The organism is Flavobacterium frigoritolerans, assembly GCF_025847275.1.
GTDB classification, from domain to species: domain Bacteria; phylum Bacteroidota; class Bacteroidia; order Flavobacteriales; family Flavobacteriaceae; genus Flavobacterium; species Flavobacterium frigoritolerans.
Genome location: NZ_JAOZEV010000009.1, coordinates 35793 through 51227, shown reverse-complemented (window position 1 = coordinate 51227; position 15435 = coordinate 35793). Strand labels below are relative to the sequence as shown.

Sequence of the window (15435 nt, the reverse complement as noted above, 5' to 3'; positions counted from 1 at the left end):
CATGAAAATACGCAACCGATTTACATTAATATCTTCATTCACGTTTAGCATTGTATTTATAATTGCTTCGATTATAACCTATTTCTCATTTTACAGCTATTCAGAAAAAATAATGTATAATGAACTTCAAAAAACATGTTTACTTACAGGGATCTTTTATTTAGAAAAAGATGAGCTGCCAGAAAACCAACATTTAATCATCGGACAGCAATTCAAAGAAAATTCTCTTGAGATAGTAACCCGCGTTTACAACAAGCAAAACGAAATTGTTTATGGTGAAAAAAAACATGATAAAAATATAACTCCTGAAAGACTGGATTATATTCGAAAGAATAGAAAATTAAGCTTTAAATCAAAGCATCATTTTTATTTCGGAAGTTATTACCACGACAATCAAGGAGATTTTGTTGTTTTTGTCAAGAAAAATGATGTCGAATTCAAAACCATAACAAACCGTCTTCTTATTATCATGATACTGGTATTAATTATTGGGCTAGTAATAATCTATATGGTTAGCCGTAAGCTATCAAACCTAGCTTACAGTCCTATTAAAAACATTGTAGATCAGGTAAACGAAATCGAAGCTTCATCACTAGACAGACATATTATATCTCCAAATACCAAAGACGAAATACAAGAGCTTATAGAAACCTATAATAATTTATTTAAGCGTCTATCAGATACATTTGTAATTCAAAAAAACTTCATCAATTATGTCTCTCATGAATTTAAAACGCCTTTAACAGCTATATCAGGAAATTTAGAAGTATTTGCACAAAAAGAAAGAACGAGTGCAGAGTACAAAGAAATGTCTGAAAAAGTATTAGAAAATGTCTATCAAATAGAAGATACTCTCAATACACTTATGATGTTGTCTGGACTTAGAGATAATACAGAACTTAATGAAGTTTTTAGAGTCGATGAACTAGTATGGGATATTAACGACCAGTTACCAGATGTACATCAGCTAAACGATTCTCAAATTCAAATCGCACTAGAAGTTACTAATGACAAATTACTTTCGATAAAAGGAAATAGCAACGAAATTAAAATTGCTTTGTATAATATCATAGAGAATGCCGTGAAATATTCGAATGGCAATCCTATAAAAATAAGCTTATTACAACAAGACAATCAATTAAAAATAGTAATCGAAGACCACGGTACAGGCATTAGTGAAAATGACTTAAAATTCATCAAACAAACTTTTTACAGAGGTAAAAATGTGGATGATATAAAAGGCAGCGGTGTAGGACTTTCTCTGGCTAATATTATCTTCAAACAAAATAACATTCATTTTACGATTACTTCAAAAAAAGATGAAGGAACAACAGTAACATTACTATTTCCTCCACTCTAATCGTTTTCTAATGTTGCTCTAATGCTTTTATAATATACATCAAATTAACATTTAATATGGCGCAAGTAGCTTTGCATCATATTAAAAACAACTTAATTTGAAACGTATACTCTTAACTCTACTCGTAATTGTATCATACAAAGGTGTGGCACAAAATGCTACACTAAACGATACAATTGTTCTTTCCCGAACACAGGCCGAGGCTTTGTTTCTGGACAAGAACCTTTCTCTTATTTCAGAAAAACTGAATATCGATATTGCCGATGCACAAGTTATTCAGGCAAAACTGTGGCCAAATCCTACGCTTACCATTGGTGAGATAAATCTTTGGAATAACGCCACGGCTCAGCAATTACCACCGCTATGGGGAAATTTTGGTACTACATCTCAAGTTACTGCTGAGCTGGAACAACTTATCCAAACAGCTGGAAAACGTAAAAAGCTAATTGCCATGGAAAAAGTGGGCGTAGATATCGCCAAAGAATACTTTAAAACCTTTTTACGCAATCTAAAAATAGAGTTTAGAGGTAATCTTACCCAATTACAATTTGTACAAGAACAAGAAACTGTTTATCAAAAACAACTTGCTTCGATGCAAACATTACTCAAAGCCTATAGTAACCAAGTAGCACAGGGAAATATTGGTAAAGGCGAATACATAAGACTAAAAGCAACTGAACTAAAATTCTTAAAAGAAATCAGCGACCTTAAAAAAGAAAATAACTCGTTGCAAAAAGAACTTAAAGTTCTTATGAATCTTCCTGCAACAAGTTATATCAAACTTACCCAAGATGGTTTTCTTCCCGATAATAAAGACATCGATAATATAAACCTAGGCAATCTTATGGCATCGGCTGTAGAAAACAGACCCGATATGAAAGTCCTTAAACTAGGAAATGAATATAACGATAATAAGTACAAATACGAAAAAGCAATGCGTACACCAGATGTTACCCTTGGCGTTAGCTATGACCGTGGTGCCAGTTTGATGAATGATTTTGTTGGTGTTGGATTCTCTCTAGACCTTCCTTTTTTTAATAGAAATCAAGGAAATGTAAAAGCTGCAAAAATAGCTATCGATCAAGGAAAATTACTTACCGAAGAAAAAATGATAAGTGTACAATCAGAAGTATTACAAGCTTACGAAGATTTAATAGTTACCAAAAAACTCTATGAAAGTGTAGATGCAGCTTATGAAGGAGATTTGGAAAAACTTTTAGAGAGTTACCGTAAAAATTTCATGCAACGTAATACCAGCATGTTAGAATATCTTGATTTTGTAGATGCTTATTTAGAAAACAAATCGATACTGCTAAACTCTAAAAAAGACCTTAATAAAAACCTTGAAGAACTACGCTATATAGCTGGTCAGGAAATTAATTAAAACCCAAATTATTTAAAAATAACACCAATGAAAAAACATATTTTATTCCCTATACTTGGATTAATGCTCGTTTACGGATGTGGCAAAAAAGAAGAAATAAAAGATACAAAAGAGGAGAAGTTTTGTATAGATAAAGACTTAAAAGAAAAAATCACTATCGAGCCAGTACAAAAAAGAGTTGTTAGTGAATCCATAAATCTTACTGGAAACATAACCTATAACAACGATCATGTAGTACAGTTTAATAGCCTTGTAGAAGGGATTATTACCAAAACTACATTTTCGTTGGGGGATTATGTGAAGAAAGGACAAATACTTGCTGAAATAAAAAGTACAGAACTTAACGGTATGCAATCAGAAAGCAAATCATTACAATCACAATTATCAGTTGCACAACGACAATTACAAGCAACAAAATCAATGTTTGATGATGGTATTGCATCACAAAAAGACTTAATGCAAGCACAAAGCGAATTGGATGTTTTAAAATCATCATTAGAAAATGTAAAAGCAAATCTTGCAATGTTTAGCGCTAGCAGCGAAAGAGCCGTGTTTCAGATAAAAGCACCAACTGAAGGGTATGTAGTGGCTAAAAATATTAGTCCAGGAATGCAAATAACTGAAGGAAGCGAACCTCTATTTACTATTTCTGACTTAAAAGAAATTTGGGTATTGGTAAATGTTTATACCAGTAACTTAAAAAATGTAACCGAAAATATGCTCGTAGATGTTACTACACCAGCATATCCTGGAGAAGTATTTAAAGGAAAAATAACCATGCTTGCCAAAGTTTTTGATGCCGATGAACATGTGCTAAAAGCAAGAATTGTTATGGAAAACAAGAACTTAAAATTAAAACCCGGAATGACTGCAGATATCATTATCGATAAAAGTTTAGGTGGCGAAATGCTAGTAGCAGTTCCTGCAAAAGCAGCCATTTTTGATAATAATCGCAATTATATCTTAATCTATAAAGACGATTGTACCATCGAAACCAGAGAAATAAATCCAACTACAAAAAACAACAACTGGATTTATTTTGATAAAGGAGTTAACGAAGGAGAAAAGGTTATTACTAAAAATCACTTGTTAATTCACGAAAGATTAAAAAACTAAGTATCCTCCATAAAAACGGATAAACACCATACAAGACATGAAAAAATTTGTACAAGGTTTAGTAGCATTCTCGTTAAAAAACTCACTCATAGTGTTTTTCTTGACTGCAGTACTACTAGTAGCCGGAATAGTAAGCTATATCAATACGCCTATAGAAGCTTTTCCCGACGTAACCAATACCCGAGCAAGGATAATTACACAATGGCCAGGAAGAAGTGCCGAAGAAGTAGAAAAGTTCATTACGCTTCCTATTTCCAAACAAATGAATACGATACCGAAAAAATCCGAAGTACGTTCGATTTCACTTTTTGGATTATCAGTCGTAACCGTATTATTTGATGATGATGTTGAGGATTTTTACGCACAGCAATATGCATCCAATCGCCTTAACGGATTAGATCTTCCAGAAGGTGCAGATGTAGATATTGAACCACCATCCGGAGCAACAGGTGAAATATTCAGGTATATCATAAAAAGTGATTTACCAATTAAAGAAATAAAAGCCATTCAGGATTGGGTAATTGAAAGAGAATTAGTCTCAGTTCCCGGAGTTGCCGATGTAGTAAGTTTTGGTGGAGAAGAAAAAATATTCGAAATAAAAATTAATCCTACTCAATTAGAAAATTATAATCTATCAGCACTCGATGTTTACGAAGCTGTATCCAAAAGTAACGTAAACGTTGGTGGTGATGTAATCCAGCGTGGTGATCAGGCATATGTAGTAAGAGGAGTTGGTCTGATTAATAAAATAGAAGATATTGGTAACATCCTTATAGAAACCAAAGGAGCATCGCCAATATTAGTAAAACACGTAGCCGAAGTTAAAATAGCTGCTAAACCTAGACTAGGTCAAGTAGGCTTAGATGATGAAAATGATGTTGTAGAAGGTATTGTAATTATGCTTCGTGGAGAAAACCCAGGTGAAGTTATAAAACGACTAAAAGATCGTTTAGCCGAACTTAATGAAAGAGTACTGCCTGATAATGTAAAAATTGTTCCGTTTATTGACCGTACCAAATTGGTAGATACAACCGTAAAAACAGTAACAAAAAACCTTGTCGAAGGAATATTACTAGTATCGTTAATCGTATTTATATTCCTTTACAACTGGCGAACCTCATTAATTGTCGCATCAGTGATACCGCTTTCATTTTTATTCGCAATTATAATGTTACGAATACAAGGATTACCAGCCAACCTAATATCAATGGGAGCTCTGGATTTTGGGCTACTGCTCGAGGGAACACTAGTTATAGTCGAGCAAGTCTTTGTGTCGCTGGAAAAGAAAGCACATAAAGTCGGCATGGAACGTTTTAACAAAATGAGTAAAATGGGGCTTATCAAAAAAAGTATCGGTAGTGTAGCTACATATATTTTCTTTGCTCTAATTATTTTGATTGTAGCACTTATGCCTATATTCTCTTTTAATAAAGTAGAAGGGAAAATGTTCGCTCCCCTAGCCTTTACTTTAAGCTATGCATTATTAGGCTCATTAATTTTGTCACTTACTTATGTCCCAGCAATGTGTAAAGTAATGTTGACCAAAAATATCGTTGAGAAAGAAAATATGATTTCGCGTTTCTTTAGAGAAAACCTATTTAAATTATTTAAATGGAGTACTCGAAATCGTAAAGCAACATTATACGGATTCTTGGTATTACTTGCAGTTTGTTGTGCCAAATTTGCTTTTTATGGTTCCGAATTTATCCCAAAACTAAATGAAGGAGCTATCTATGTAAGAGCCACTTTACCTAATAGTATTAATCTCGATGAAGCGGTTCGGCTTACCAAAGAGATGAAAGAGAAAATAAGGAAGTTTGAAGAAGTAAAATTTATACTTACGCAAACAGGAAGACCAAATGATGGAACCGATCCAACAGGTTTCTTTAACATCGAATTGCATATAGAATTGCTGCATCAAGATGAGTGGAAACGTAAAATTAGTAAAGAGGACTTAATCGCCGAGATTAAAAAAGAGCTGGATGTATATCCCGGAATTGGCTTTGGTTTTAGCCAACCTATTCAGGATAATGTAGAAGAATATGTCGCAGGTGTGAAAAGTCCTCTTGTTATAAAGATTTTCGGAAATGACTTATTCCAATTAGAAGAAATGGCGGCAAAAGTTGCCAAATCAATCAAAGATGTAAAAGGAATTGAAGATATAAATGTATATAAAAATATAGGTTTACCAGAATTAAGAATTCAACTCCATGATGAAAAAATGGCACGTTACGCCATTACAACTGCCGATGCACAAGCAGTTATCCGAATGGCAATTGGAGGACAAGCGGCAACTCAGTTTTATGATGACGAAAAGATATTTGATATTAGCTTACGTTTCGAAAAAGAATATCGAGACTCAAAAGAAAAGATAGAAGATATCCTTATTCCAACCATGAATGGGAAAAAGGTTCCTTTAAAAGAAATCGCTACAGTAGAATATAAAACTGGTCCAACATTTATATATCGTGAAGGAAACAGCCGTTATATTGCAGTAGGATTTAGTATCGAAGGCCGAGATTTAGGAAGTACAATTAGCGAAGCACAGAAAAAAGTAGCAGCCGAAGTAAAACTACCTAAAGAAAATGTAATGAAATGGGCAGGAGAATTTGAAAGCAAAGAAAGAGCTTCTAAACAATTGGCAATGATTGTTCCGGTTGTATTAATTTTGATTTTATGTCTGTTGTATTTCAATTTTGGTAATTTCAAAGATACTATGGTGGCAGTAAGTGCTATGCCATATGCCTTTATTGGTGGTTTCTTATCATTATGGATAACAGGAACAGTGTTCGGAATATCAGCAGGAATAGGATTCATTATACTCTTTGGAGTCAGTGCAATTGACAGTATTGTCCTCATCGGAATCATAAAAGAAAATATGAGAGCCAATATGCATCTAAAAGATGCCATATCAAATGGGATTTACAGCCGAATACGCCCTATTGTAATGATTGCGCTTATGGGATCTCTTGGATTATTGCCTGCAGCATTATCTACAGGAATGGGATCAGAAGTACAAAAACCATTGGCAATTATGATTGTAGGAGGATTAATTACCTGTATGATATTATCATTAACAGTATTACCACAAGTATTTTATCTGGTATATCGCAAAAAAGATATGAGCAACACCGATTCATAATCTCAATAAATTAAATTTTAAAACACCTTTAAGCGTAATGTTTAAAGGTGTTTTTTTTAATTAGATTGTCTAGAAATGGAACGCGGATGACACGGATTTCTTTAATAATGAAACTAAAAAATCCGCATTATCCGCGTTCCTTTATCGCATACTAAACATGCACTGCTGTGCGCCTCTACAAAAAACCTTTGAACCTTTGCACCTATGAACCTCTAAACCTTAGCCCCTTAAACCCTTAAAAAAAAGCCTCTTCCTAAACTCAGATGGGGAAACTCCAGTACTTCGCATAATAAATTTATTAAAATGGCTGCTATCTATAAAGCCCAAATCATTACTGATTTCTGAAAAAGTCAAATTGCTTTTACTCAATTTTTCACTTACAACCTTCAATTTAGTTTGTACAATGTAATCTCTTAAGGTAATATTTAAATGAGTTTTAAAATATTCACCAATATAATTTATAGAAACATTAAAATAACTGGCCATTTCTTTTTTCTTTAGCAAATGTGGATTAGCAATATTAAAACGGATGTAACTTAAAATAGTATCTATCTTTAAAACTTCAGTAGTTTGAATATTTAAATCCTTTTCATTTATACTAGCATTCCTTCTTATTATCTGAATAAGAGACATCATCAAACTCTTGATTATAATTTCGTTCTGCTCTTTTTGCTTGGTAACTTCGTCTAATATTTTCAAAATTACCACTTCGCAAAATGCCTTATCGCTATCTGGCAAAATCAAATTTCCATTGAGTTGATTGTGGTAATAAAATAGCTTTTCAATTTCTTCAATTTCTGTTTTATTAGAAAAGAAATTAGGCAAGAAACGTAAACAATGAAACTTTGTAGGTTCTAGTGTTTTAAAAGAATGATAATCTTTTGGCGTGAGCAAATAAATATCATGCTGTTTATAATTATGATGAATTGAATTCAGAATATGATTACCTGTACCATATTCAATATATAACAGCTCAAAAAAGTTATGTCTATGCACCTCTTTCTTCCATGTCAATTCTTCAACCGAATAAATTTCGAAATCTTTATATATAAAAAAAGTGTTGTTCATAATCCTTAAAATATACAAATATAACCTATATTTTTACATCAATATATAAATGCAAACCTATTTACTTTGTATCAATAACCCAAAACGGTAAATACTAAAAGATGAGCTCAAATACAATAAAAATAGGAATTCTTGGGATTGGTGGAATCGGCGGATTTGTAGGCGCACCATTGGCAAAAAAGTACAAAGACAGTACAACCCAAATTATATTCATTTGCAGAGGCGCAACCAAAAATGCCATCCAAAAAGACGGATTAATATTTGAATCAAAAGGTATAAAAGAAACAATATTTCCTGATTTAGTATCAGATAACCCAACAGAAATTGGAATATTAGATGTATTGATTGTTACTAGTAAATCCTATTCAGTAAGCGAGATATTAAACACTTATAAAGATTGCATAAGTACTGAAACCATTATAATCACTTTGCAGAATGTGGTAAATGCCAGAGAAATCGTTCGTGAGACATTACCTGAACTAGGACAAATTATGGAAGGTTGTATTTATGTGGCATCAAATGTTAAAAAACCAGGGCAGGTTCAGCACGTGGGAGGCCCAGGGAAAATTTTCGTTGGTGGAGAAAAAGAAAATAAATGGCTAATCGATTTATTAACAGCAGGAGGTTTAGACATAACTTATGTTTCTGATATTAATCAAATACTTTGGAAAAAATACCTATTTGTAGCACCTGTTGCCGCAATAACCTCAGCTTATAAAGTCACTTTCGGACAACTCTTAGAAGATAAAGATCTAATGCATATTCTAGAAAATATGATGATAGAAATTCAATCACTTGCCAGCAAAAACAATATCAACCTAACGAAAGAAGATATCGAAACCTCAAAAGATTTATTGACTAAATTTCCATTTGAATCCAAATCATCTTTGCAATTGGATTTTGAAAACAATAACCAAACGGAGAAAACATTCTTAGTAGATTACGTTATCGAAAATTGTACTAAAAACGAAATACAAACCCCTTTTTATAAGAGTGTTAACGATAGAATTATTTCACAAAGTAAACACTAAAAACAGCTAATTTTGACTTGAATAGATTTCTGCAAGCTCTTTTTGACCTTGCAGAAATAAAATTCATGTTCTTTTAATCAAATCGCTCTTTATATTTTTTGAACAGAGTATTCATTATCAAAAGCACTACTCCAACTCCCAATAAAACTAACGCTCTGATTAGGAAATCCGCATTTGATAAATCAAAAAACATTAGTCGGATTACACAAACACCAACTAAGGAAAGCGAAACGTAACGGAAATATTTTTCTTTCAGAATAATTCCGAGTATTAATAATCCCAGAGATTCTAAAATCCAGAAGAAAGTTAAGATTCCTTTGTCAAACGAGAGAAACAAAAACAATCCGATACTAAAAGTAGCAGGATAAATAATGATACTGTTTCTGAATTTAAAATCTTCAATATATTTATAAATAATAAAAATGTATAGTGCTAATAAGGCAAATATAATCAGATAGACAAATTCAAATTTAGATTCGTAATAATTGAAACTAATAAAAGCTAAATGAAAATTTGCTAATAAATAATAAACAATACTGATCTCTTTTTTAGTACCTATTTTTTTATAATAAAGACATAAATTTATTATAGCAGTTGCAGCCCAAAATACAGGAAGCCATTTATGCTCTAATTGTGAGAACATAATAATAGAAAGCCAAATATTTATAACAATCTGATAATCTATTTTTAATGATTTAACAAAGTCTTTTTTGTTCATCAAGAGCACTAAAACAATCAATAAAGCAATGCTGGAAAGCTGTAAAACCCAAGCTAAAATACTAAAATGATTTAGCTCTTTAATACTATATAAAACAGAGACTAAAATCGATAATAACCCAATCACTGGTACCGATTCTGGAACCAAATCTATTTTTTTATATACAATTAAACCAAAATTAAGAATTGCTAAAAGCATAAATAACATTGGTAAATAAGCCATATCTACCTGAATAAATAATAAAGTTATAATCCATAGATTTTGAACAACAGGTAAAACTGTGATAAACATTTTTCCCTCATCTTTAGAGCATTTAATTTGTAAATAACTATAAGCAACAGACAACAATATACCTATTGCTTGTGTGATATAAAGTATCGTTTTACTAGGAGCATTTGCTTCATCGATAGCTAAATAAACACTTACAAGTATAGCACCTAGTAATAATATAAAAGAGTAAGTATTATAACGTTTAATTTTATCTGTTTTTTGAAAAACCCAAAAAGTAAGCAATGCTAAGGCTCCTAAATAAACAGGAATATAGTCGGTTTCGATACAAGAAAATCCAAAAACTAAAGCATTAAAAAGAATGAATTCAGAATTAATAACACTTAAATTTCCCCAACCTGAGACAATAGCATTTGATTTGTTTCTGATTTTGTCAGCAAATAAAATATAAGTTTCGATTATAGAAAGTCCAACAGCAATTAATCCAATTTCAGTATTATTCAAAAATTGGGTATTGTATAAAAACAAAAAGCTTCCAAATATCGAAAAAACAAGACAAAAACCATAAAGCATGATTTGGTTACTGATAGAAAGTGTTTTTCGTTTAAATTGAATCCATAAAAATTCGTGATTTAGTAAAGCTATTACAAAGAATCCGAAAATTTGAATTATATAATAAAGAGCAAAATACTTATATAAAAGCGAAACTAATAAAACATTTATACCAACAATCCCGATCATTTTGATAGTAGAATCATCTGTGTATAATAATTTTACAAACCAGTTAAAAGTTATTACAGAAACAATTCCTAAAGCAAATACAACATCTAGATTAGATTTTGGCTCAGTAAGAATTAATATTAGTCCTGTAGCAATGGTAATGATTAAAAAAGTGAATCTTCCAAAATCAAAAGTATTTGTTTTGAATTTGAATCGTAAAAAGCACCACAACAAAGCGATAAATAAAAGAGGATAATAAAACGAAATTTCAATCGTATGGTACCAACTTAAGAAAAATAATATTGAAAGCAGTACAGAGAAGACTCCGTTTAGGCTCAAATCTTTTTTAACAATAAAAGAATCTATAGCTAAGAACTCTTTTTTTACCGAGCAAAAAACAGGAACTAATAACGTTATGAATATCATAACAATCAAGGTCGCGAAAGAGTTTGTTATGTTGGTTTGTTCAGAAGATGGATTAATATGCAAAACAAAAAAACAGAAAATAAACAAACAAAAAATATGATTGAGACCTAAAAATATTTTAGACAGCAACACTTCCTTATTTTTATAAACAATAAACAAACAAGTAATTACTAAGGCGTACAATCCGCAAGCAATAATATCAGAGCCTACCTTCCAATCATTAAGCATGATGATGCTCAATGCAAAAAGCAAAAACGAAACCATCCCGTCTAAATGATACAACCAAAAGATTTTTTTCTTTCTGGCAAAAAGAGTCGCAAAAAGACAAAGGATTGCTGCAGTAAATAAAACGAAAATTTTGATCTTGCTTCCTGTTGAATGTAAAATCAAACCTAAAGCAAATAAAACCCAGTTAGTAAGATGCGTTACAAAAGCAATTTTATCAAAACGGGTGTTAGCATAAATAGTTCGATACTGCATATACATACAGCTAACTGAAACCAAAATAATACCCAGTATTGCAAAAATATTTTGAGACGCACTCAAATTATTTGTTCCTTGAGTAAACCAAATATCAAATATGATAAAGCACGAAATAACAATCAATAAATGATATTCCCACTTTTCTTTATAGGACAAAATAATTCCTGCCGTTGCCGTTATCGCCGCCAACAAGAATGTAATTAAGAGTTTTTCTGGAATTACACATAAAATTAAGATACTTAAAATTACGTGAAGTGATAAAAAAGTTTGTTGTCTTATAATGTAACCAACATATAAATTGATTGCAATTCCAATTCCGATGAGTGAATAAGCTATTGGAATACTATGTATAAAAGTAAGCGCCGGAATTTGCGAAGCACCAAAACAGCCAAACAAAAATAAACTCGCTCCGGCACTGCGAAGCCAAAGCCCCGTTTTAAACCATTTTTCTTTTGTCTTTAAAAAGAAATAGGCACCAACTAAAATTCCAGCATAAAGCCAAAGAATCAAGATTCGGAACGCTGGTGAAACTTTCAAGGCAGTATAAATACTTAGATAGCCAATTCCTAAAACCATTATCGCAGTTCCTAAAATTCCAGTCCAATTTTCGGCAAATTGATGCTCTATCTTTTTAATTAAAACAGAAAAGGCACTTTCTACATAAACCTCTTCTTCATAAACTTGAGGTTCAGGCTGAGGTTCAGGCTGAGGTTCAGATTCATAAACAGGTAGTGTTTCAAGGGCTTCTTCTAATTCTGGAGTTTCTTTTTCGTTAGCGTTTTCTTCTTTTTCAAGTACATGAATTGTTCTGGATTCAAAACTAAAAACAGGCTTTTCAATAGATTCTTCAATAATGACATCTTCTTCTTTTTGAGGAGAAACATCAATAACACTCATAACATCAGGAATGACTTGAGGAATAACTTCTTGAATTGGTTCTGAAACAATTTCAACTTCATTAATTTTTGAAACTGAATTTTCAGCAACAAAACCAGATTGTGTGATTTGATTTTTAATCTCATCAATCTCTTTTTTCAAAGAGTTGTATTCTTCTTTACTTTTACTATAAAGAGAATCTAAGTATTCGTTTTCCCTTTTTAATATGGAAAAATTATAAAACAGAATAACAACACATACAATTAAGGCAAAAAGGAGAAAACCCACCATAGTTTAAATTTAGAATCGTCTAATGTAAGAATTATTAGCAATTTTAAATTCACCAAGTCGTTTTTTTTTGTTAGAATAAAACAACTTAATAATAGTACAATTGGATGATTATAAATGAATTAAGCTAAATAACATAGAAAAGACATTAAATAAGAATAATAAAAAACGAACAACTTAATCACACTCAACAAGTTAACATACCCTTTACCCCCATTTGCATTATATACCTTAGCTTTTATCTTTTTACCTATTACTTATCTTATATTACATACAGAATTTCAATACTTTACCTCAAATAACACCTTCCTTAGATTTTTTTTATTCAGCAATAAGAAAAAACTATGAGAGAAATATTTTTTAATCTTAAAAATTGCCATACATTTGCCTAACGGTGTTAAACAATTTAATACTCTATAAAAATGGCAAGTAAAGATCGAATTTTAAGACAAAAAGAAGAGACCAGAAAAAACATTCTGGATGCTGCCTGTACTATTGTAAAAGATGAGGGATGGCAAGGTCTTAGTATGCGAAAAATTGCAGATAAGATTGAATATACTGCCCCAATCATTTATGAATACTTTTCTAATAAAGAAGCAATATTACAAGAACTAACTGGTAGAGGTTTTGTAAAGTTAACTATTGAACTAGAAAAAGCTAAAAACAAATACGATAATCCCGAAGAACAGCTTGAAGCAATGTGGATGGCATATTGGGATTTTGCATTTACCGATACCGAAATGTATCAATTAATGTTTGGAGTACAAATGACCTGTTGCAATGAACGATGTTCGGCTTCTGAAGCTCCTTACAAACTATTTGTTGCGGTTATTGCCGAAATAATGAAAGATAGCAAACCAACTGAAGAAGTAATAAAACAAAAGTATTTTACTTTCTTTTCTGTTATTCACGGATTAATCTCAATCAATATCATCAACAAAAGTGAAGTTTTAGAAACAATTAATACCCAAATTTTAAAAGATGCCATTGGTGGAATCATAAAATCAATACGTTAAAAAAAATTTAATGCTCACTTAACGCTGATAAATAATTTAATGTAGTAAATTTGAACCAAATTTTGTCATCTTAAACGAAGTCAAAGGAAAAGTCAAAAGTTTTTTTTACAATTCTACTTAACGACGTTAAAAAATTTAATACAGTAATTTAATACCACAATTTCAATTTATTATCATCCTTTTGTCATCCTGAGCGGAGTCGAAGGTCGTGTCGAAGGAGAAATTGAAGTTTTTTGCCACTTCACTTAACAGTGATAAATAATTTAATACCAATTATAGCATCTTATAACTGGAAGGAATAATTATATGAATTTTTACGCTTTTATACTTAACAACGTTAGATAATTTAATGCAATTAAATGTGAATCAAATTAATACAAAACCCAATCCCAATTTAAATAACTCAAATGTTCAACAAATTAAAATCAACCCTAAAATGAAAAAAATAATAATTACCAGTATTCTTATTGCCTTAGTCGTAATAGGATGTGCAGATAAGTCTCAAGCACCTGCTCCTGCAGCCCCATTATTACCTGTGCTTGCTATTAAAAACTCAGATGCAACCACAGATTCCGAATATCCTGCTTCAATCCAAGGAACGATTGATGTAGAAATTCGTCCACAAGTAAGCGGTAACCTAGACCGAGTTCTGGTAGATGAAGGTGCTTATGTTTCAAAAGGACAATCATTATTCAAAATAAATGAACGCCCGTTTCGTGAACAACTTAACAATGCATTGGCAAACCTCCACGGAGCTGAAGCTGCATTAATCAATGCTCAACTAGAAGTTGATAAACTAACTCCTCTTGTACAAAACAAAGTAGTTTCAGACTATCAATTAAAAACGGCAAAAGCATCTCATAGAATTGCTGTTGCAAATATTGAACAAGCCAGAGCAATGGTAGAATCTGCAAAAATTAATTTAAGTTATACTACAATTACAGCTCCAGTAAGCGGATACATAGGAAGACTACCTAAAAAACAAGGAAGTTTAGTTTCTGTATCAGATATTGAACCATTAACAAAATTATCAGATGTTCATGAAGTATATGCTTATTTCTCATTAGGAGAAACAGATTTTATCAATTTCAAAACTCAATATTCTGGAAATACAATTGGTGACAAAATCAAAAACCTGCCTCCTGTATCTTTAATTCTAGCCGATGGCAATGCTTACGCACAATTAGGAAAAATCGATATGGTCGATGGACAATTTGATAAAAATACCGGTGCAATCACACTTAGAGCAACTTTTCCAAATGCCAACGGAACATTACGTTCTGGAAATACAGGAAAAATTCGCTTAGGGATTCAGCATGACGATGCCATTTTGGTTCCGCAATCTGCTACTATAGAAATGCAAGACAAAGTTTTCGTTTATACGCTAAGTAAACAAAACAAAGTAAACAAAATGCCAATCACAATAATCGGAAAAATGGGAACAGATTATCTTATCAAAGATGGTGTTAAATCTGGCGATCAAATTGTATTAAGTGGTATCGATAAACTTCAGGAAGGTCAAGTAATTCAGCCAGAGAAATCGACTGCTAAAGTTGCCCAAGTAATTAACAAAAAATAA

At 31.7% G+C, this 15435-nt stretch carries 9 protein-coding genes; 7 read left to right on the top strand and 2 right to left on the bottom strand.

Going from position 1 to position 15435, the window contains the following annotated elements:
* The first annotated feature begins 1 nt into the window (after position 1).
* The 4 genes from OIU80_RS12385 (at position 2) to OIU80_RS12370 (ending at position 7002) form a co-directional block, all read left to right on the top strand.
* Entirely contained in the window at positions 2–1360 is a 1359-nt protein-coding gene (locus tag OIU80_RS12385; protein WP_264287319.1) for a sensor histidine kinase, read from the top strand.
* A 97-nt stretch (positions 1361–1457) separates the two neighbouring features.
* The gene (locus tag OIU80_RS12380) at positions 1458–2744 is read left to right on the top strand and encodes a TolC family protein (RefSeq protein ID WP_264287318.1); all 1287 of its coding nucleotides are present in this window, start codon (positions 1458–1460) and stop codon (positions 2742–2744) included.
* A gap of 27 nt (positions 2745–2771) precedes the next feature.
* Positions 2772–3860: an efflux RND transporter periplasmic adaptor subunit gene (locus OIU80_RS12375; protein ID WP_264287317.1), complete on the top strand. Its 1089-nt coding sequence runs from the start codon at positions 2772–2774 to the stop codon at positions 3858–3860.
* 37 nt (positions 3861–3897) lie between these two features.
* Positions 3898–7002: an efflux RND transporter permease subunit gene (locus OIU80_RS12370; RefSeq protein ID WP_264287316.1), complete on the top strand. Its 3105-nt coding sequence runs from the start codon at positions 3898–3900 to the stop codon at positions 7000–7002.
* A 219-nt stretch (positions 7003–7221) separates the two neighbouring features.
* On the opposite strand, the gene OIU80_RS12365 is transcribed toward OIU80_RS12370, so the two are convergent.
* Positions 7222–8070, bottom strand: coding sequence for an AraC family transcriptional regulator (locus tag OIU80_RS12365; protein ID WP_264287315.1), 849 nt, complete (start codon positions 8068–8070; stop codon positions 7222–7224).
* A gap of 101 nt (positions 8071–8171) precedes the next feature.
* On the opposite strand from OIU80_RS12365, the gene OIU80_RS12360 reads away from it, so the two are divergent.
* Positions 8172–9101 carry a ketopantoate reductase family protein gene (locus OIU80_RS12360; protein ID WP_264287314.1) on the top strand — a complete coding sequence of 310 codons (930 nt, stop codon included), beginning with the start codon at positions 8172–8174 and terminating at the stop codon, positions 9099–9101.
* Between the two features lie 73 nt (positions 9102–9174).
* On the opposite strand, the gene OIU80_RS12355 is transcribed toward OIU80_RS12360, so the two are convergent.
* A complete protein-coding gene (locus OIU80_RS12355; protein WP_264287313.1) occupies positions 9175–12843 on the bottom strand; it encodes a DUF2339 domain-containing protein in 3669 nt (1222 codons plus the stop codon).
* A gap of 419 nt (positions 12844–13262) precedes the next feature.
* Between OIU80_RS12355 and OIU80_RS12350 the strand changes: the two genes are divergently transcribed.
* Positions 13263–13856: a TetR/AcrR family transcriptional regulator gene (locus OIU80_RS12350; protein WP_264287312.1), complete on the top strand. Its 594-nt coding sequence runs from the start codon at positions 13263–13265 to the stop codon at positions 13854–13856.
* Positions 13857–14292: 436 nt separating this feature from the next.
* Positions 14293–15435 (top strand): efflux RND transporter periplasmic adaptor subunit, encoded by a 1143-nt coding sequence (locus OIU80_RS12345; RefSeq protein ID WP_264287311.1) that lies wholly within the window; start codon positions 14293–14295, stop codon positions 15433–15435.

Bases quoted from the DNA above. Each gene is read 5' to 3' on its own strand.
- OIU80_RS12385 (WP_264287319.1), top strand. From the start codon at position 2: ATGAAAATACGCAACCGATTTACATTAATATCTTCATTCACGTTTAGC.
- OIU80_RS12375 (WP_264287317.1), top strand. From the start codon at position 2,772: ATGAAAAAACATATTTTATTCCCTATACTTGGATTAATGCTCGTTTAC.
- OIU80_RS12370 (WP_264287316.1), top strand. From the start codon at position 3,898: ATGAAAAAATTTGTACAAGGTTTAGTAGCATTCTCGTTAAAAAACTCA.
- OIU80_RS12365 (WP_264287315.1), bottom strand. From the start codon at position 8,070: ATGAACAACACTTTTTTTATATATAAAGATTTCGAAATTTATTCGGTT.
- OIU80_RS12360 (WP_264287314.1), top strand. From the start codon at position 8,172: ATGAGCTCAAATACAATAAAAATAGGAATTCTTGGGATTGGTGGAATC.
- OIU80_RS12355 (WP_264287313.1), bottom strand. From the start codon at position 12,843: ATGGTGGGTTTTCTCCTTTTTGCCTTAATTGTATGTGTTGTTATTCTG.
- OIU80_RS12350 (WP_264287312.1), top strand. From the start codon at position 13,263: ATGGCAAGTAAAGATCGAATTTTAAGACAAAAAGAAGAGACCAGAAAA.
- OIU80_RS12345 (WP_264287311.1), top strand. From the start codon at position 14,293: ATGAAAAAAATAATAATTACCAGTATTCTTATTGCCTTAGTCGTAATA.